Source organism: Rhizobium aureum, from assembly GCF_030182495.1.
Taxonomy (GTDB): Bacteria; Pseudomonadota; Alphaproteobacteria; order Rhizobiales; family Rhizobiaceae; genus Rhizobium; species Rhizobium tropici_C.
In genome coordinates, this window is the sequence record NZ_JAQJCI010000006.1 from 209603 (window position 1) to 229453 (window position 19851).

16 protein-coding genes are annotated in these 19851 nt (G+C 57.1%); 11 read left to right on the top strand and 5 right to left on the bottom strand.

Features of this window, described 5'->3' with window-relative positions; all coding sequences use genetic code 11:
* Positions 1-73: 73 nt before the first annotated feature.
* The 4 genes from PH552_RS17150 to PH552_RS17165 all read left to right on the top strand — a co-directional run bounded on the left by PH552_RS17150 (position 74) and on the right by PH552_RS17165 (position 4331).
* Positions 74-1321, top strand: a complete 1248-nt coding sequence (locus PH552_RS17150) for an ABC transporter substrate-binding protein (protein WP_245430352.1) — start codon at positions 74-76, stop codon at positions 1319-1321.
* A gap of 74 nt (positions 1322-1395) precedes the next feature.
* On the top strand, positions 1396-2334 hold the full coding sequence (locus PH552_RS17155; protein WP_112342349.1) for a carbohydrate ABC transporter permease: 939 nt from the start codon (positions 1396-1398) through the stop codon (positions 2332-2334).
* Positions 2335-2339: 5 nt separating this feature from the next.
* Positions 2340-3242 (top strand): carbohydrate ABC transporter permease, encoded by a 903-nt coding sequence (locus PH552_RS17160; protein ID WP_210209422.1) that lies wholly within the window; start codon positions 2340-2342, stop codon positions 3240-3242.
* A gap of 3 nt (positions 3243-3245) precedes the next feature.
* Positions 3246-4331 (top strand): ABC transporter ATP-binding protein, encoded by a 1086-nt coding sequence (locus PH552_RS17165; RefSeq protein ID WP_112342347.1) that lies wholly within the window; start codon positions 3246-3248, stop codon positions 4329-4331.
* Between the two features lie 41 nt (positions 4332-4372).
* Here PH552_RS17165 and PH552_RS17170 read toward each other — a convergent pair whose 3' ends face one another.
* From PH552_RS17170 to serA, 3 genes are all read right to left on the bottom strand, one after another.
* Positions 4373-5434, bottom strand: coding sequence for a class I SAM-dependent methyltransferase (locus PH552_RS17170; RefSeq protein WP_112342346.1), 1062 nt, complete (start codon positions 5432-5434; stop codon positions 4373-4375).
* A 181-nt stretch (positions 5435-5615) separates the two neighbouring features.
* Positions 5616-6167: a glutathione peroxidase gene (locus PH552_RS17175; protein WP_112342345.1), complete on the bottom strand. Its 552-nt coding sequence runs from the start codon at positions 6165-6167 to the stop codon at positions 5616-5618.
* A 182-nt stretch (positions 6168-6349) separates the two neighbouring features.
* Positions 6350-7588, bottom strand: a complete 1239-nt coding sequence (gene serA / locus PH552_RS17180) for a phosphoglycerate dehydrogenase (protein WP_112342344.1) — start codon at positions 7586-7588, stop codon at positions 6350-6352.
* A gap of 652 nt (positions 7589-8240) precedes the next feature.
* Here serA and PH552_RS17185 point away from each other — a divergent pair.
* The 7 genes from PH552_RS17185 (at position 8241) to PH552_RS17215 (ending at position 16271) form a co-directional block, all read left to right on the top strand.
* Positions 8241-9086, top strand: a complete 846-nt coding sequence (locus PH552_RS17185) for an HD-GYP domain-containing protein (RefSeq protein WP_162736955.1) — start codon at positions 8241-8243, stop codon at positions 9084-9086.
* A gap of 487 nt (positions 9087-9573) precedes the next feature.
* On the top strand, positions 9574-11277 hold the full coding sequence (locus PH552_RS17190) for a putative bifunctional diguanylate cyclase/phosphodiesterase (RefSeq protein WP_169643756.1): 1704 nt from the start codon (positions 9574-9576) through the stop codon (positions 11275-11277).
* Between the two features lie 42 nt (positions 11278-11319).
* Positions 11320-11826 (top strand): ubiquinone biosynthesis methyltransferase UbiE, encoded by a 507-nt coding sequence (locus PH552_RS17195; protein ID WP_113249718.1) that lies wholly within the window; start codon positions 11320-11322, stop codon positions 11824-11826.
* A complete protein-coding gene (locus PH552_RS17200) occupies positions 11823-12998 on the top strand; it encodes a class I SAM-dependent methyltransferase (protein ID WP_113249717.1) in 1176 nt (391 codons plus the stop codon). The genes PH552_RS17195 and PH552_RS17200 overlap by 4 nt, the downstream gene beginning before the upstream one ends.
* Positions 12995-15355: a SpoIIE family protein phosphatase gene (locus PH552_RS17205; protein ID WP_113249716.1), complete on the top strand. Its 2361-nt coding sequence runs from the start codon at positions 12995-12997 to the stop codon at positions 15353-15355. Before PH552_RS17200 ends, PH552_RS17205 begins: the two co-directional genes overlap by 4 nt.
* Positions 15356-15359: 4 nt before the next feature.
* Positions 15360-15908, top strand: a complete 549-nt coding sequence (locus tag PH552_RS17210; RefSeq protein ID WP_285166189.1) for a slr1658 superfamily regulator — start codon at positions 15360-15362, stop codon at positions 15906-15908.
* Positions 15909-15932: 24 nt separating this feature from the next.
* A complete protein-coding gene (locus PH552_RS17215; RefSeq protein WP_112342337.1) occupies positions 15933-16271 on the top strand; it encodes a slr1659 superfamily regulator in 339 nt (112 codons plus the stop codon).
* Positions 16272-16408: 137 nt separating this feature from the next.
* Here the strand turns inward: PH552_RS17215 and PH552_RS17220 are convergent, their stop codons facing one another.
* Both PH552_RS17220 and PH552_RS17225 read right to left on the bottom strand, forming a co-directional pair.
* Positions 16409-18403: a glycosyltransferase gene (locus tag PH552_RS17220; protein ID WP_183764022.1), complete on the bottom strand. Its 1995-nt coding sequence runs from the start codon at positions 18401-18403 to the stop codon at positions 16409-16411.
* Complete coding sequence (locus PH552_RS17225; protein WP_285166191.1) at positions 18385-19617, bottom strand: HlyD family secretion protein; 1233 nt, start codon at positions 19615-19617, stop codon at positions 18385-18387. Before PH552_RS17225 ends, PH552_RS17220 begins: the two co-directional genes overlap by 19 nt.
* Between the last annotated feature and the right edge of the window lie 234 nt (positions 19618-19851).

Consider the following 19851-nt stretch of genomic DNA (forward strand, 5'->3'; position numbering starts at 1 on the left):
GGCACCCGATGTCTGTGGACGGCGGCGGCTGAACACAGGCGTTGGGAGAACGCTATCAAAGGAGGAGGAACGCATGCGCAAATTGATGATGACATTGGTCGGCGCCACGGCGCTGGCTGCAGCGAGCGTGACCGGTGCTCTGGCCGAAGGCAAGAAAGCTGAAGTCCTGCATTGGTGGACTTCGGGCGGTGAGGCCGCAGCCGTGAAGGAATTGGCCAAGGCCTTCAACGCCGCCGGCGGCGAATGGGTGGATACCGCCATTGCCGGATCCGGCTCGACCGCCCGTCCGATCGGCATCAACCGCATCATCGGCGGTAACCCGCCGACGGCCATGCAGTTCAATACCGGTACGCAGATGAACGAATTGGCCCAGCAAGGCCTTCTGCGCCCGCTCGACGATCTCGCCAAGGAGCAGGATTGGAAATCGGTTCTGACGCCGTCCTTCTATCAGGCCATCCAATTTCAAGACCATATCTACGGCGCGCCGATCAACGACCACGGCCAGAACTGGGTCTTTTATTCCAAGGCCGTCTTCACCAAGGCCGGTGTAACGGAAGAGCCGAAGACCTGGGACGAAATGTTTGCCGCGCTCGACAAGATCAAGGCGGCCGGCCTGATCCCGATTGCCGTCGGCGGCCAGCCCTGGCAGCTGCAATCGATGTTCAATGCCATCCTGCTCGGAGAAGGCGGCAAGGATCTCTACGCCAAGGTCTGGAAGGATCTCGATACGGATGCGGTCAAGTCCGACAAATTCAAGCATGTGGCGGAGGTCTTCGCCAAGCTGCGCAACTATCAGGATCCTGGCAGCCCGAACCGTGATTGGAACGTCGCGACCGGCATGCTGATCGACGGCAAGGCCGGCATTCAGTTCATGGGCGACTGGGCCAAGGGCGAGTTCATCCATGCCGGCCTTGTGGCCGACAAGGATTTCGGCTGCATCCTTGGGCCGGGTGAATCCAACTTCATGATGGGCGGCGACATCTTCGTCTTCCCTGTCCTGAAGGACAAGACCGCCACCGACGCTCAGACGTTGCTGGCGACGGTCATCATGTCGAAGGAAGGCCAGCTTGCCTTCAATTCCAAGAAGGGTTCCGTGCCGGTGCGCCTCGACGTCGATACGTCGAAGCTCGATGCCTGCGCCCAGAAGGGCCTGACTGCGCTCAAGGATCCGAGCCGCCAGATCCTCGCGCCGGATGTGCTCACCGCTCAGGATATCGTCCAGACGGAACAGGATCTGGTCGCCCAGTACTGGACGACGCCAAGCATGACGGCCGACCAGTTCGCCGAGCAGTTTGCGCAGGTGATTGAACAGGCGAAGTAAGCTTCGATCGACATCCATGCGGCGGCGGGCATCCCTGCCGCCGGCTTCCATGAATGCTGAGGAGGAGCGCGCCCATGAGCACCCCAGACACGAGTGCCGCCGCCGCACCAGCGGCCGCCAGGCCTGCGAGCGTCAGCCGCAGGAAGATGCATTTTTCGCCCTATGTGGCCCTGTTCCCGGCTTTCGCCATCGTGCTTCTCGCCTATGTCGTCACGGTCGTCTGGAACATCTGGATATCATTCACGGACAGCAAGGTGCTGCCGGTCAACATTTTCGTCGGCACGAAGCAGTATGAGCGGTTGTTTTCGACGGCGCGCTGGCTGCTGTCGCTGCAGAACGTCGTCCTCTTTGGCATTCTGTTCATTGCCGGCTGCCTGATCCTCGGCTTTCTGCTGGCGGTCGCGCTCGATCAGAAGGTGCGTTTCGAAAATACCTTCCGGACGATCTTTCTCTATCCCTTCGCCATGTCCTTCATCGTGACGGGGCTGGTCTGGCAGTGGATCATGAATCCGACGCTCGGCCTGCAGAAGGTTGCCGACAGCATCGGCTTCACCTGGTTCCGCTTCGACTGGATCGTCCAGAGCGATCTTGCCCTTTACGTCATCGTGCTTGCCGGCATCTGGCAATCATCCGGTCTTGTCATGGCGATCATGCTGGCCGGCCTGCGCGGTGTTGACCGCGAATTGTGGAAGGCGACGCGTATCGACGGCGTACCGAGCTGGCGCGTCTATCTGCACATCGTCATCCCGATCCTCAGGCCGACCATCATCACTGCCAGCGTGCTTCTGGCGATTGCCGTCGTGAGGGTCTACGAACTCGTGCTGGCGACCACCGGCGGCGGTCCGGGGATCTCGACCGAAGTGCCCGGGAAATTCATCATGGATTACCTCTTCGGGCGCGGCAATATCGGCCTTGCGACCGGGGCATCGACCGTGATGTTCATCACGGTGGTCATCCTGGTGACGCCCTGGCTCTATTATGAATATTTCCGTGAAAAGCCGAGGGGGAACTGATGACGATGCCATCTTCCGTCACTGGTGCCATGCAGGGTCCGACCGGGCGCAAGCCGCAGCATCTGACCCCTGGACGCATCGGCCTCTATCTCTTTCTCGTCATCGCGGCACTGTTCTTCCTGCTGCCGCTCTATGTGATGCTCGTCACTTCGTTCAAATCCATGCCGGAGATCCGCCAGGGCAATATCTTCGCCTTTCCGCAGATGTGGACGGCGGATGCCTGGGTACAGGCGTGGAGCACCGCCTGCACCGGACTTGAATGCGGTGGCATCAGCGTCGGCTTCTGGAACTCGGTGAAGATCCTGATCCCGAGCATGATCCTGTCGATCCTGATCTCGTCGCTGACCGGTTACGCACTGTCCTTCTGGCGGGTCAGGGGCGCGAACGTGCTCTTTGCCATCCTGCTGCTCGGCGCTTTCATCCCCTATCAGGTGTTCATCTATCCGCTGGTGCTGATCTATCGCGATGTCGGCATCTATTCGACGCTGCCCTGCATCATCATCACCCACACGGTCTTCGGCCTGCCGGTGTTGACGCTCTTATTCCGCAATTATTACTCAAGCCTGCCGATGGAGCTCTTCAAGGCGGCCCGCATCGATGGCGCCGGGCTTTGGCAAATCTTCTTTCGGCTGATGATCCCGATGTCGATCCCGATCCTGGTGGTGGCGGCGATCCTGCAGGTCACGGGCATCTGGAACGACTTCCTTTTCGGCGTCGTTTTCGCCGGCCGGGAAAATTTCCCCATGACCGTGCAGCTCAACAACATCGTCAACTCCACCCAGGGCGAGAAGCTCTACAACGTCAACATGGCGGCGACCATCCTCACCGCCCTGGTGCCGCTGATCGTCTATTTCGGTTCGGGCCGCTGGTTCGTGCGCGGCATCACCGCCGGCGCAGTCAAGGGATAGTTCATGGCCAATGTTTCCATTCGTGAACTTGCAATCGATTTCGGCAGCGTCAGCGTTCTGAAATCGCTCAATCTCGAAATACAATCGGGCGAGTTCATCGTGCTGCTCGGCCCGTCCGGCTGCGGCAAGTCGACCTTGCTCAATGCGATTGCCGGGCTGACCGACATCACCGACGGGCAGATCTGGATCGGCGACAGAAACGTCACCTGGGAAGAGCCGAAGGATCGCGGCATCGGCATGGTATTCCAGTCCTACGCGCTCTATCCGACGATGACGGTGGAGGGGAATCTTTCCTTCGGGCTGCGCATTGCCGGCATGCCGAAAGACGAGATTGCCCATCGTGTCGACCGCGCCGTGCAGATCCTGCAGATCGATCCCTTGCGTAAGCGCCGGCCGGGCGAATTGTCTGGCGGTCAGCGCCAGCGTGTCGCCATCGGTCGCGCGCTCGTGCGCGATGTCGATGTCTTCCTGTTCGACGAGCCGCTCTCCAATCTCGACGCCAAGCTCAGAACCGAGCTGCGCGTCGAGTTGAAGCGCCTGCACAGCGGCCTCGGCTCCACCATGATCTATGTGACGCACGACCAGATCGAGGCGCTGACGCTCGCCGATCGCATCGCCGTCATGAGCGGCGGCGTCATCCAGCAATTCGCCACGCCGAAGGAAATCTACCGGCGCCCGGTCAATCGCTTCGTGGCAGGCTTCGTCGGTTCTCCCTCGATGAACTTCCTGTCCGGGCAGGTGACGAGCAATGGCGGCGTGCCGGCCTTCGCTTTGCCCGACGGCCGCAAGATCGATCTCAACGGCTATGAGTTTTCCGGCACGCCGGGCGAAGGTCGCAAGGCGACGCTCGGCGTGCGGCCCGAGCAGATGCAGTTCCAGCCCGCGGGTAGCCGGGCCGCGAGCCTGCCGGCAATTTTCACCATCGTCGAGCCCATGGGGTCGGACAATCTGATCTGGGGCCAGGTCGGCAGCGAGACGCTGTCGGTGCGCATCGACGCCGACGAGGAGGTCGCGCTCGACCGAGAGCAGCCGGTCTATTTTCAGCCGACGCTCGCGTCGTTGTTCGGAGAAGACGGCCAGCGCCTGTAAGTCGCCGTGCCGCGCGTTCGACCGAGCGCGCGGCAGGATTGTCATGCCCTGACTTCGAAGACCATGTTGAACGGCGTTTCGGTCGCCTTGCGGAAGTGCGAATAGCCCGCATCCATGGCAACCTTGCGCAGTTTCAACTCGCCGGCTTGTGCACCCAGACCCAGCCCGACTTCCTGCGATAGCGAGGCCGGTGTGCAGATCATCGTCGATGCGCCGTAGAAGACGCGGCCGACAGGGTTGAGGTTGTCCTTCAGGCAATCATGCGCGAAGGGCTCGACGATCATCCAGGTGCCATCGTCGGCGAGGCTTTCCTTGACATGTTTGCCGGCGCCGACCGGGTCGCCCATGTCATGCAGGCAATCGAACATCGCCACGAGATCGTATCCGGCAGCCGGGAAATCCTTGGCACTTGCCTGCTCGAACGTGATGCGTCCGTCGACGCCCGCTTCCTTTGCAGCAGCTTGGGCCCGTTCGATCGAGGGCAGATGATAGTCGAAGCCGAAGAAGGTCGAGTTCGGATAGGCCTGCGCCATCAGGATGGTCGAGGCGCCGTGGCCGCAGCCGACATCGGCAACGGCGGCGCCGGCCTGAAGCTTTTCATGCAATCCGTCCAGCGCCGGTATCCATTCCGTAACGAGATGGCTGTTGTAGCCCGGCCGGAAGAACCGCTCCGTGCCACGAAACAGGCAGGCGCTGTGCTCATGCCAGCCGAGGCCGCTGCCGGTTTTGAAGGCATTGGCGATCTTCGGCTCATCCAGCCACATGGATTGAACCACGTCGAAGGCACCATTGAAGAAGGCGGGGCTGCTTTCCTCCGCAAACACCATGGCCTGCTCCGGCGTCAGGTAGAAGCGCTCGGTTTCGTCGTCATAGCTGACATAATCGGCCGCCGCCTGCGCCGACAGCCATTCACGCACATAGCGCTCCTTCACGCCAACCTTGTCGGCAAGCTCCGCCGACGTCATCGGTGTTCCGTCCGCCATGGCCTTGAACAGACCCAGATGATCTCCGAGTGTCACCAGCACACCCGAGACCGCCGCGCCGACATCGCCGACCAGGCGCCCAACCAAGGCATCGAGCTTCTGCATATCAGGTTCGCGCATGACATCCTCCTCCCAGAATTGATGTAGCGTTCCATCCGATATATTCGGAAGCCTCAAAATACTCCTGGGTGAGACAGTAAGCAATGATATGGCGGGATAAAGTAATACTTGCCCCGCTGATGAAGATATAGATTACTTGTTTGAATTAATTGAAGTTTCTTATTGAGGGTGTTGCGATTTTTCAGCCGGCACGCGCCAGTTCTTTTTCCAAAACGGAAATAAAACGCGGATCATCCGCAGTGATATCCGGAGCAAAACGGGCGGCAACCTTGCCATCGCGGCCGATGAGGAATTTTTCGAAATTCCAGACAATGCCGCCGTCTTGCCCGGTTTCAAGGCCGTGTTTCGCCAGCCGTTCACGCATGGGGCCGTCTCCGATCGTCTCGACACCGGAGGCGATGAGGCTGTTATAGAGCGGATGGCGTTCCTCGCCGGTGACGGCAATCTTGGAAAACATCGGAAACTGCACATCGTAGGTCAGAGTGCAGAAGCTCAGTATTTCGTCGTTGCTGCCCGGTTCCTGGCCCTTGAAATCATTGGCGGGGAAGCCGGCGATGACCAGACCTTCGTCGCGTTTCTCCTCATAGAGCTTTTCCAATCCTTCATACTGTACCGTCAGGCCGCATTTGGACGCGACGTTGACGACCAGGATGACCTTGCCGTGAAAGTCGGCAAGCGTCGTATCACTGCCGTCGATTCTCTTTACCGGAATATCGAGCACGCTGTCGGTCATTTCATTCAACTCCAAAATGATTTTGATCACCGTATAATAAGCTGTGACCCTAAGCACACTATACTATCAATGTTTTGCCTCGACGGATTGTCGCATTTGCCGCTGCCATTATCCTGCGTCGCTGCCAGTTGCGCGATAAAACGACGTTGGGACACGTGGAGAATGCCAATGTCAAACCGGTGTCAGTAAACCAATCGAGCTCTTATCGTTCCCGGAATCTGACGAAGCGCCTCAAGTATATCATTCGCTCTCTGGCCAACGCCTTCGGCTTCGACAACCACGTAACCTGTTTCGCCATGCGTCTGCAGGAATTCGCCGACGATGTTCAGTCCGCGCGACGAAAAAATCGTATTCAAACTGTTTAGGATGCCCGGGCGATTTTCGTGGACATGGATGAAGCGTGTACCGTTTGGACGCGGCGGCAATTGAACCTGGGGAAAGTTGACCGCACCCAGTGTCGAGCCGACATCGGAATATTCGACGAGCTTGCGGGAAACCTCCCTACCAATGCGCTCCTGGGCTTCTTCGGTCGACCCGCCAATATGCGGGGTCAGGATCACGTTATCCAGGCCTTGCAGCGGCGTTTCGAAGCGCTCTTTGTTTGACGCGGGTTCTTTCGGGAACACGTCGACAGCCGCCCCTGCGAGATGTCCCTCTTTCAAAACCTTCGCAAGCGCTTCGAGATCGACCACGGTACCGCGGGAATTATTGATGAAAAAGGCTCCCTTTTTCATTCTGCGCAGCTCGGCCTCAGTTATCATGTTTTGCGTAGAACTGGTTTCCGGAACATGCATCGTCACGAAATCCGAGATTTCGAGGAGTTCGCCGAGCGAAGCCATGGATTCCGAGTTGCCGTGGCGAAGCTTGTCTGAAGGATCAAAATAGCGAACGTTCATGCCCATGCTTTCCGCAAGAACGCTAAGCTGCGAGCCGATGTTGCCATAACCCACGATGCCAAGCGTTTTGCCGCGCATCTCGCGACTGCCTTCAGCTGACTTGTCCCATCCGCCTTGATGAGCGGAAGCCGAACGCGGGAAAATCCGCCTTGTCAGCATGATGATTTCGCCGATGACAAGCTCAGCGACCGACCGCGTATTCGAGTAGGGAGCGTTGAACACAGGGATACCGCGTCGGCGGGCTGCATCCAGATCCACCTGATTTGTTCCCACGGAAAAACAGCCGACGGCCATGAGCTTTTTGGCGGAGCTGAAAATTTCCTCTGTGAGCTGCGTGCGTGAGCGAATTCCGATGATATGCGCTTCGGCTATATGGCTTTTGAGGTCCTTATCATCGAGGGCCTTTGGCAGATGAGTGAGATTGACGTAGCCCGAGGATACAAAGTAGTCCACCGCGCTCTGGCTGATCCCTTCCAATAGAAGTACCGAAATCCGATCACGAGGAAGAGAAAGCTGTCTGGTCATTGAATTACCTTTGATTCTCGAATTCTATCTGGCGGGCGTCACTCGTCCGCCCAGAGCTCACACCCACGGTCACATGACTTAGCGGCCATCCGACAGGCAGTGCAAGAACAAACTCAAGTCCATCGCCGCTTACTGGCCTGTGCTCTGATCGGTAGCCGGCATGAGGGCCGATCCGTTCATTCAGCTCCGTGATAGACTTGGGAAAATAGCAGAGAGTTCCGCGAAATCCGAAACTGATTGCCGAGAAAGTTGCACAAATCCCATCGGTTAATTTCAAAACCTATCAGTTTATAGGCATATTTCCGAGTTTATATTCGATATATCTCATTAAAATTGCAAAAACCAATAGTATTAAAATACATAACTGTCGATTGAATTCGAATGTCGATCGATGAATTTATAGATCTGATAATATTTCATAAAATACGACGCGACATTGTCGATAATTATTGTTATAGTAAGCGGAATCGCGGACCTATTTCTTGCGAATGATCTTTCTGGCGCATTTTAGAGTTTTTATGACTGGCAGGCGGTTCCGGTGATGGAGAAAGTCGGATTACATCAGCTGGATACGAAAAATTTCGCAGGGAAGCGAGAACGCCCTGCGGATGAGGTTTTCAGCGGGATTGACACTATTTCGAGGCAATCTCGCATGGATATCAAGCCGACGGCGCAGCGGGCGACAATATGGGTCGACCGGAGGCAAGATGCGGATAGTGGCGCAGATGTTCTAAAGCCGATGAAGTCAACGGCTCTTGGAATTGATGCCGACTTCCGATTACCCCATCGCACAGAGCAGGTCAGGCTGGCCAGACAGCTGGTCAAGGAAGCAATACCGGACGTTCGACATCTCTTTAATCGGGCACGGCGTTATCGCGATATCCAATATGATTCTGCCGGGAGAGTGGTGGGAAAGCTTATGTCGCGGCGGCCGGCCGATGTTGTTGCGTTAATCGGTGCTGAAAAACCCAAGGACGGTCGGGAGGGAACTCTCTTTCATTCGCTGGCCGTAAGCGCATTGGTGATTGCATTCGGCCGCGGTTTGGGATTGAGCGAAGATACGGTTGGCCTTCTCGGTTTCGGCGGATTACTGCACGACATCGGAAAAATGGCTTTGCCAACGAAGCTGTTGGAGGCATCTGGTCCATTGGATACCGCCGAGCTCATGCTTATCCGGACACATCCGGAGTTGGGGCACGAGATTCTCAGGCAAATCAAGAATATACCGAAAGTCGTTTTAGATATTTGTCTTTATCATCACGAGAGGTTCGATGGCTCCGGCTATCCATACGGGCTTGTCGGAGCCGATATCCCCGAGGCCGCGCGCATCGCTGCAATCTGCGATGTCTACGATGCTCTTACGACCACGAGGCCATATAAGACCGCGTGGTCTCCCTATGAAGCAATCTATGCGATGCTCAGATCGACCGGACAGTTCGACCCTGTGCTGTTGAACGCGTTTGTATCTTGGATAACGAGCGACGGCGTCACCCAATAGATCAACGGATCGCAGGCATGCTGCGTTGCAGCCGAACGGTGGCTGCGTTCAGCTGCGGCAAATTTGCACCTGCCATTCTTCGCTCCGCAAAGCGCGCGAGCCACCTCCGAGAGACAGACAGAGCCGGATCGGCGGTCGTGGCGATGACTTTCGCTAAGTATACGAGACAGGACGCAGGATCCGATGCGGAGAAGATACGCAACCCGAACTACGTTCAGGCAATAGTACAACCATGTTGTGATCGGTAATGAAACAGGCCGATACTGGCGCCATCCTTTAATCTGTATATGGCCCAGCAGTCATTGCTAAATATGAAGATCTCGTAATATATTCTCTTAAAGCGGTTGCTACGTTCTGGTAAGTTACGACTCACGCCCGGTCGTTCGATGAGACTGCGATTGTTGATGCGAAGGGGCCGATGCGGACACACCAGATCAAACTGGACAATGGCCGGATTTTGCGTGGCCGGCTTGGAGGACGAGGCCCTATGCCCGAGAACCGAGTGGATCGGTCGCAGCGAATTCCATATGGGTCCGAATCCGCCAACGGTTCAGAGGCGATGATTTCGCTTTGGGATCTCGATCTCAAACTGCTCGATTCCTCCAAGAGATTCAAAGAGCATATCGGCCTTGCCTTCCGAAACGAGATGACGCTGTGGGAAGCTTACCCGACGCTTGCAAAACCGGCGTTTGCCGAGCTCATTCGTCAGGTCATCGATACCGGTGAGCCCCGCACGATCCGGCTTGACGATCCGAAGCGGCGAAATGCAAGCGTCCTCGTCTCCTCTATCCGCGCGGGGCTTCTGATTGTCGAAACCAACGGCGCAATTACGAAGGATGTTCCGCCATCCGCAGACGACGAAAAAGCGCTGCTTATCCATCAGGCAACGCATGATGTCTTGACCGGATTACCCAATCGCCGTCAATTCAGCTCGGCACTGGCGCAACTGTTTCCGGTGAGCGGCAAGATCGGGCCGGTGCTGATGCAGCTCGATCTGGACGATTTCAAGCCCGTCAACGACACGCTTGGCCATGGCGCCGGCGACATCGTGCTGAAACTCGCCGCCGAAAGAATCAAGGATGCGCTCGGCCGGGGCGGAACGGTCTACCGTCTCGCCGGCGATGAGTTCGCCATAATCCAGGCCGGCACGCAACGAACCCTCGAGGCAGAAAAACTGGCGGAAGCGCTGGTTGCGGAGTTCAAGAAGCCGTTCACGGTCAACGGCATCTCTGTCTTCGTCGGGGTCAGCGTCGGGATCGCAATTGCGCCGCGCGACGGCAATGAGGGGGAGCAGCTGATGAAGGCTGCCGATGTCGCCCTTTATGCCGCCAAGCAAGAGGGACGCCGGCGTGCGCGGACTTTCGATCCGGCCATGCTGATCGTGGTCGAGCAAAGGGAGCTGCTGCGGCGCAGCCTGCGCGTGGCGCTGCAGCGCGACGAGTTCTTCATCGAATATCAGCCGCTGGTGAAGCCTCCGTCCAATGTGGTCGGTTTCGAGGCGTTGCTGCGCTGGCGGCATCCAACCCTCGGAGTCATTCCCCCGGCGGCTTTCATTCCCATGGCCGAAGCCGATGGCCTCATGCGGGACATTGGTCAGTGGATGCTGGAGGAAGCCTGCCGCGAGGCCCTGGCATGGCCCGCGCACTATACGCTTGCGGTCAATCTTTCTCCGGCGGAGTTCCTGACACCGGGCCTGACCGATCGCATCTCTCAAACGCTCGATATCGTCGGATTTCCAGCCGAGCGCCTGGAGCTGGAAATCACCGAAGGCGTGCTTCTCGAGCGGACGACCAACAATCTCGACACGCTGAACACGCTCAACGTGCTCGGCATTCAGATTTCCCTTGATGATTTCGGCACGGAATATTCTTCGCTCAGCTACCTCAAGAATTTTCCCTTCGATACGATCAAGATCGATCGCTATTTCATCAGGGATCTTCTGCAGGATACCAAAGGGCAAACCATTGTACGCTCCGTGATCGGCCTCGCTCATGGCCTGGACATGCAGGTGACCGCAGAGGGTGTCGAAACGCAGCAGCAGGCAGTCTGGCTCCAGAAGGAGGGCTGCGATCGCCTGCAGGGCTACGGCATCAGCCCTCCGCTCGGCGCTGACAAGCTTGATGATTTCATAAGGCAGGGCGCGCGCACTCAATCCATCGCGACATTCGGCGAATTTCACGCCAGCCCGTGAATTTCCGAAGCGCATTTCATTCGGGAGTTTCTCGAGAGTACCATGGAGAGGCAAGTGGACGCGGCTTTCAAGCCATTGCTTGAACTGGAAATGGAGATGGCGACCCTGGTGGCGGACTGGTCGCATTGCGATCAATGCGCCGCTTATCTGGCCCGCATGGTCAGCCACGATCGCCACGATTCCATCCGCCATGCCAATCTGCTTTCGGCAGCTCTGAACGAGCTCTTCGAGATGTCCTTCCACACCAGGGAGAGCGACGGTGTTCTTCGCTGTCGTTTCTATCGAAACGGCACGATCGAACGGATCGAATTGACCTTTCCCTGCTCGGCCGAGCAACGCAATTCATATGAGACAATCGTCGAGCGCATCGGAAACGGCCTGGCGTTGGCAAACTATCTCGATGTCATCACCGATGACGCTGCGCGCGCTGAGCACGCGATCCTTCTCGGCCTTGCCGTCAACTACGATGCAGACATCGAACTGTCCCCTCAGGATACAGGAATGATGACTTTCGTGGTGGATCTCGCGCTTGAGAGGCTACTCAATTGAGCAATCTCTCCTCTGCACGTTTCACGGCGCAATTTGACGTCAATAATCAGGAATTCTCCCTGGCAGGGGTTCTCAGGCCGCGTTCGGTTGCGGAGCTTGCCGATGATCTCGCGCTGCTGCGCGACGGCATCGAGAGGGTGAACGGCGTCTGCTATGTCAATCTGAAGCGTGTCACCCATATGAACAACACGGCGTTCCGCGCCCTGACGCATGTCCTCCTCGATGCCACGCGATCGAGGCCCGATCTCAAACTGACGGTCATCGCTTCGAGCGTCGTTGCATGGGCATCGCGACTGTTTCGCCATTTGAGCGATCTGTCGCCCAATATCACCGTCGAGATCTATGATTCCGCCTTCTATCCCGGGCAGACATTCGTAGAGGACCAGAGCTTCATACCGATCCTCCGCACGCAGACGAAAATGACGTGGCGGCACGAGCGCGAGATACTGCCGCGGCACGGCCTTCGCGAAGGCTTGCATATCGCCGACATCTGTTGCGGCATCGGCGATTTCGCCATGCTGCTGCGAAAGGATTTCAAGCCGGCGCGGATCGTGGCTCTCGACCATTCGGTGCCCAGCCTGGAATATGCCCGCAAGGTGGCGGACGACTTCGGCGTCCAGGATATCGAATATACCTATGGCGATGCATCCCAGATGCTGTTCGACAGCGACCAGTTCGATTTCGTGACCTGCAGGCACTCATTGCAGATCTTCGACCGCCCGGATGTTCTGCTTCGGGAGCTCTATCGCATATGCAAGCCGGGCGGCAGGGTCTACATCACCAACGAGAAGAACTCCCATTGTCTTGGCGAACCCAGAGCCGACAGCATCCAATGGACCTATAACGAGGTCGCGAAGCTGTTCGCCCATTTCGATATGGATGTCGAAATGGGTCCCAAGGGTCGCCGCATGCTGTTGGATGCCGGCTTCAAGGATGTGCGGATGGAAAGCTTCATGGTTACCAATCTCGACGGCGACCCACAGGACTTCGCCGACATCATCACGGCGTGGCAGAATGTTTATGCCGATGAAATGGCGGTCAGAAGAGGAGATTCGGCCGCATTCATCGAGCGATTCAAGCAAGGTTTCGCCGATCATATTTTTGCCGCGCTCCATCCAAGAGGCTATGCCGGCTGGCCGATCTGGGCTTCATCGGGACAGAAACCGCTATGACAGACACGCCAATTGCCAAGCAACGGCTCGGGCTGCGTTCATTTCGTGCCAAGTTTCTGCTCGTCGTCGGGGGGGCGGTTCTGTTCGACCTCTTGGTCAGCGGTGGCCTTGCGCTTTGGAACGTGCAGCGCCTTTCGCGCAACGCCACGACCGAGGTAGGACAGGGCCTGGAAAAGGCGAGCCAGGATTACATTCGCTCCTATGCGGATTCCACCGCCGCAGAAGTCGGTCTGCTGATCGACCAGGTCCATTCCGATGTGAAGGCGTTGGCAGGCGTGCTTCAGGGACAGATCGACGATCCGGCGAGAAGTGTCGATGTCGGTGCCGCCATGAGCAGAGCTTCTCCAGGCGCCGTAACGGTGACCTACGATCCGGTTGGCCAATGGTCGCAAAACCCACCCGGCACGCCCTCGGTCATCAGCGTCTGGGGTTATCTGCTCGACAAGGATCATCATCCTCTGCCCCAGGTGCAGGCAGACATAGAATGGAGCGCGGTGCTCGATCTGGTTGCCCCTTCCTTGCTGCATAACGGCGCATCGAAGCTACAGATGTACTATATCGGCCCGAGGGAGCGTCCGATTTTCCGGACTGCGCCCTATACGACGCAGGCACAGACCTTCGACAAACTTTATCCCGGACACAATAGCGCAGACTTCTGGACCTTCTTTTTTCCGGGCCTCTATGAATCCTGGCAGCAATGGGCCTCCAACCCATCATCGCGCCCGGTTGCCGATTACATCACCCAGACAGCCCCCTATACCGACGCCATCACCGGCAAGCTGATCGTCAGCTTTTTTCATCCGCTCTGGACCCCGGATCGGCATCGTTTGGCCGGTGCCGCCGGCGCCGATATCACGCTCACGCAACTTGCCGAAATCGTTGAACACGTCAAAGTCGCCCAAACCGGCTTCGGCTTCCTTGCCATGTCGAACGGAAACGTCGTTGCAATCAACCCGGTGGGCGAAAAGGTCATCGGCTTGCGCGCCGCCAGCGATGCTGCCGCCAAGGGAGTTACCGGCCTCGACCGGTCCTTGCGCAACAGCATGCAAACGGCCATCACCAAGCTGCCGCTCGACGCCGATGGTGTGATCCAGCACATCAGCCTCCGCGAACAGGGAGAGGACGTTCCCTATCTCGTGGTTGTCAAGCAATTGCCCCCGACCAATCTTTGGGTGGACGGACCCGTGCAGCGCGAGGTCATGTCGCTGGGAATAGTGGTGCCGGAGCGCGAGATCTATGCCTCGCTCATTGCCGCCAAGGACGAGATATCGCGGGCGACCAACCGCATCCTGCTCTATCAGATCATGGCGGTCCTGGTGTCCCTGATCATCGTCACGGCGGCGGTGTTTGCTGCCTCGAAGCGTGTCACCAGCGGCATCAGCGCGCTGGCGAGCGCCGCCAAGCGCATACAAGCGAAGGATTATTCGGTCAGGGTCGATATCTCGACCAGGGACGAGGTGGCGGAGGCCGGCATCGCATTCAACCGGATGGCGGAGGATATCAGTTTCCACACCGAAAACCTCGAAAACCTCGTTTCGGAGCGAACCAAGGAGATTGAAGCGGCCAAGGAAGAGATTTCAGCTCTCAACAGCCAATTGAAGAACGAAAACCTGCGGCTGGCTGCGGAGCTCAATGTCGCCAGGCAGATCCAGCTTATGGTCCTGCCGCGGGCCAAGGAGCTGACGGCCAACAAGCATCTGGAGATCGCCGCCTATATGCGCCCGGCCGACGAAGTCGGCGGCGACTATTATGATGTTCTGCAAAATGGAAACAACCTGAAGATCGGCATCGGCGACGTGACCGGCCACGGGCTGGAGAGCGGCGTGCTGATGCTGATGGTGCAATCGATCGCTCGCGCCCTGCAGGAGGCAGGCGAGATGGATCCGGCAAAATTCCTGACGGATCTCAACCGTGCAATCTTCAAGAACATCGAACGGACACGGACCGACAAGCATCTAACCTTGTCGTTCCTCGACTATGACGGCGAGAAACTGACGATATCCGGTCAGCACGAAGACATGATCATTATTCGCCGAGACGGCAAGGTGGAGCGGATAGACACGGGCGATCTCGGTCTTCCTGTCGGCCTTGAGCTCGACATAGCTCCCTTTATCGACACGAGACAAGTGCCTTTCGAGAAAGGCGACATGGTTATCCTGCATACCGACGGCGTCACCGAAGCGGAGAATTCAAAGGGCGAGCTGTTCGGCTTCGATAGGCTTTTGGAGGATGCGCGCCGGCTGCATGGCGGGACTGCGGAAGAAGTCGTCGAGGGCATACTCGACGATTTGATGGCCTACATCGGGACCCACAAGATCCATGACGATATTACCCTCGTGGTGATGCGGCACAGGTGAGGAGATGGCAACGGCAACTTTCGGCAAGGTAGATCTGTTTTCGTTCGACGCCGCCAATGCTCTACGCATCCGTCTGTTCGACGGTCCGCTGCATTTGGCGTGGCGCCATTCGGCCATCACGTCCGATTTTATCGCGGAGACGATGGCGCTTGGTTTCCGCGCTTCCGAGCGCCAGTACAAGACGGTGCGACACGACATCGGTTACCTGACCAACGAGCTCATCGAAAATTCCATCAAGTTCCGCGCTTCCGGCGAAATCCTTATCGAGGCCTTGCTGGATACCCATCATTTCAAGATGCGGATCGTGAACCTGATCGACCGTGAAGCGACTGCCCGCTTCCAACAACTGTTGCAGAAGGTAACGGCCGGTGATCCCGGTGATCTCCTTATAGAACAGATCGAAGCAAGCGTTCTTGCAGGAAGCGATGCGTCCGGGTTAGGACTGTTGACACTGATGAGCGACTACCAGGCTCAATTGGCCTGGCATTTTGATGAGCATGGTCCGCACAGGCAGATCAAGCTGCAAACCTATGCCGCGATGGCGATTTCATAGACGTGAACCCGCGAGAGGCCCTTTATGGAAATCAAAGAAGAAGCATTCCGCGTCTGGTCCGAAGGCAGTACCTTGTATTTCGACGGGACCATGCGCATGGCGGGTCCTGACGCCTACGCGCCTGTCTATGATCTGGCCAGGGAGATTCTTTATGGAGGCAGTGGCAAAGCGACTTTCGATCTGACTGGTCTACAGTTTTTGAATTCATCGGGTATCAATCTGCTGGCTAAACTGACGATCGAAGCACGCAAGAATCCGGATATTCACCTCACCATATGCGGCTCGTCGCAAATCCCCTGGCAGATGAAATCCCTGCCAAATCTCAAGAAGCTCCACCCTCATGTGGATTTGCGTTTGACGTAACAATGCCGCTCATTTCGGCACGACCGCCTCGAGATGGCGAAAGACCGCAAGCTCGCTCATTCTTTGAGTATTCATGTAGACGGGTAAAATATTGGTCCGTATCACCGCTCAAATCAGCTCGTGGATGCAACGCTGCTTTAAGATGTGCGTACCCGGCCGAAGGAGCGCAGCAGAAGATTGATCGACACGGCGACCTTGTCGATGTCGGGAATGTCCTGCGAATAGTCGCCCGTGTAGAGCTTCACGATCATTTTGTCTCGAATAGGGCCATGAAGATCAAAGTGAAGGTGGAGATAGTATGCTTGCCTGTCGCCGCCACGGCTCATGCTCCTGCGTCGCTGCGTGACCTGCCTCAACTCCGCCCTGAAAGGCGCAAAGCCTTCAAGGTGCAAGAAGACCGATTTCGACTCGAATTGCGAGTCCTCCGGCACTGCGACGACCGCCTTGTCCAGCGCCAGGCTGACCAGCCGGCCGGAAATGTCGTCTACTGCGGCCGGCTCGTCCAATTTAAAGGCATGGAACAGTCGCTGGGGCTTCTCGAAGCAAATGAGAGAGGCGATGAGCAAAACGACGATATTGATGCCTGCCCAAAAGGCCGCGATCGGCGAAAATTCAGCCTGGGTTTGCGTGGTCTCAGGGACGAGATCGATCAGTAGTCCGAGGGCGGTGATCGTGATCAAGGCTGCAATCCAGGAAAACGTATACCGATCAAATTGGTTTGCCTGGTTGCCGCTGCCCTTGGGCGTCACCCTGAACGGCTTGCCGAATGGCCGTATCAGGCTCGACACGACGGTCGGCAGCATTCGAAACGTCGCAAAGGTCCCGACGGCGCTTGAGATTATCGGCAAATATCGCGTTGGCGTTATCCAAAGCATGAGAAGGAAATAGGCAGTCAGCAGCGGAACTTGATAGGAGACATAGTCGGCCACATCCGTGAAATAAAGCGGCAGCAGTCCGAACCATAGATAAGCAATCGGGATGACCAGAATCATCAAGCGCACCAGATACTGCACCAACCAAGAAGCCGGCAGGAACATGATACGTTGGAAGAGTGATAGTCCCGGGCCGCGCAGAGGGCCATTGTGCAGGAAAAGCGTCTGAATGCCCCCCTGGCACCAGCGCTCGCGCTGAACGAAATAGCCCGTCAGATTTTCCGCTGCGAGTCCCATGGACAGACGTTCGTTCAAATAGCGCGTCTTGTAACCCTTGTTGAGCATGGAAAGCGTGGTCAGCAGATCCTCTGTGATGGACTCCGTCGGAAAGCCGCCGATCGCGTCGATTGCGCTGCGTCGTGCGATCGAACATGAGCCACAGCAGAAGCTGACGTCCCACCCATCCCGGCTGGGCGCCATTTCGTCGAAGAACAGGCGCTGTTCATCCGGCCAGATGTTCTCAAGCCCCAGATTCGTCTGCACCGGGTCCGCATTGAAAAAATGCTGAGGTGTCTGGACGATCCCAATGGTTTCATCGGAAAAGAAGGGCAATGTGCGACGAAGAAAGTGCCGGTAGGGCACGAAGTCGGCATCGAACACGGCAATGAATTCACCCGAACTGACTTGCAGGCCATTGTTCATGTTGCCGGCTTTGGCATGCGCGTTGTTGCTGCGCGTAACGTGAATGGCGTTTTTCTGTTCGCAAAAGGTTTTCAGCCAATCGCGGCGCTGGTCGTCGAGGACATAGACCTTGAGTTTGTCAGCGGGGTAATCGAGCGACAAAGCGCCTACGATTGTTCTCTCCAGAACGTCGAGCGGCTCATTGTAGGTGGGAATGAAAACGTCAACGGTCGGCAGTTCGCGTTTCTCACGGGCAAAAAAGATAGCGCCTAGCCCGTCCGCCTCGACGCTTCGGTTGACGTAGCGGCTCATGAGCAGAAGGAAGAGCACAACGTCGGTGAAGGCCAACATCTCAACGATGAAAACGAGCCAGACCCAAAAGAAATTGATCCCGTCATTGGGATAGGGAAGGACGGTTTGGGTTAAGCGCCAAAGCATGTAGCGCAGTGCGACAACTGCGACGAAGCCGCAGGTGATCGTCCTGGTCCAACTATGATGGCGTGACCAATTGAATGGCCCCAGGAGAAAGAAAGCCATTACGATAAAGGTCGGAGCGAGAGCTAGAAGATACTGAACCACAGGTTCTTGACCCAGTTCGAAAGACCGATCCCGCGCTTGGGAAACCGGACCTGGACTGTTCGTCCTACTTGGCAGAAATTCTCGAAATCGGCGTTCATGACGGATGGTTCTAGGCGAACTCGAATACGAGCATTGCGTTGTGATGAAATCGGCAGGCTGGCTGCAAACGAGTCGGTTTCCATAGCTGCCGAACTGCCTTTCACGGAAGTGACCGTGCCCTTGAAAACATCGCTGCGTCCAAGTAGGCGAACCTGTGCGGTCAGCCCGGGATAGATCTCGTCATAATCCACTTCGGGCACGAGAATGTCGACAAATAGTTCCCGACAATCCAGTATTCGCATGAGCTCATTGTTGAGGACGACATTGGAGCCGTTGACGACGCTTCTGCTCCAAACGACACCGTCGAACGGTGCCGTCGCCGTCTCGGACTCAAGGCTGCTGACGCGGATGCCCTCCTCGGTCAGCTGCTTTTCGACCTCTGCGGCTCGTGTTTCATTTTCGGCTATGCGCGAGTTCAAATCGCTGATGTGGACGATGACCTCGTCCTGGCGCTGCTGGGAGTACGGGACGTCATTTTGACCATCTCCGAACACAAAGATTCCCTGTCGAACCGCGTTCAGCCGTTGTTGCAATTGATCGACGGTCAGATTGCTCACTTCGACCTCACCGATGGTTGCCGCGCCCGCGGCACGGGCCGCATCGACCATCCTTTCGGTAAGAATGCCCTTTGAAGCGAGATCTTTGCGGCGGTCGAGATCCACCTGTGCCGCGAAATCCTGTGCCTGTGAAACCTCCACTCTCTTTCTGAGGATCTCAACTTCACGTTCGAGGTTCGAAATCGTGGCTTGCTTGAAGATCGCCAAGCGATTGCTCAGTTGTTCGCGAAGCTGCGAGAGGTCGTCGCGTTCCTTTTTCAGGGCAATCACACGGTCGTGGGCGGTGTTGCGCTCTGCTTCAAGCGAAGCCAGAACCGCCCGGTTCACGCGCGGGTTGCTGATTTCCACGAGGTTTTGACCGGCTTTGACGGGTGCGCCGACTTTGACGGGCTCACCTGAGATCACGCCATCTATAGGCGCATTGACGAGAGCCAGCCGAGCATTGACGGTGCCGTCACGACTTGTATAGCCAGTGATTGCCGGCAGGGAGACGACAATTGCAAGCGCCAACAGCAGCAGGCCGACGACAATACGGGTTATGCGATGATTCCAAATCATGTCAGCATACGAGAGGATCGGGTTAACGGAGCGGCCACCGAGCTGATGTCGGCAAAATACAACTAAATCTTGCGTAATTTAGCGCGGCGAAATTTAGCAGGCAAGAGGTAACCTTCGGCTTGCGTTAACGAAAAGGCGCAATGGCCGTCGATCTCGATCTTCGGGCCGGTTGGAAGGTTTGCGGCTGATGTCCGCTCCCGCCGTCTGGCGCCGGTCTTCCGAGTGATCCGTGGC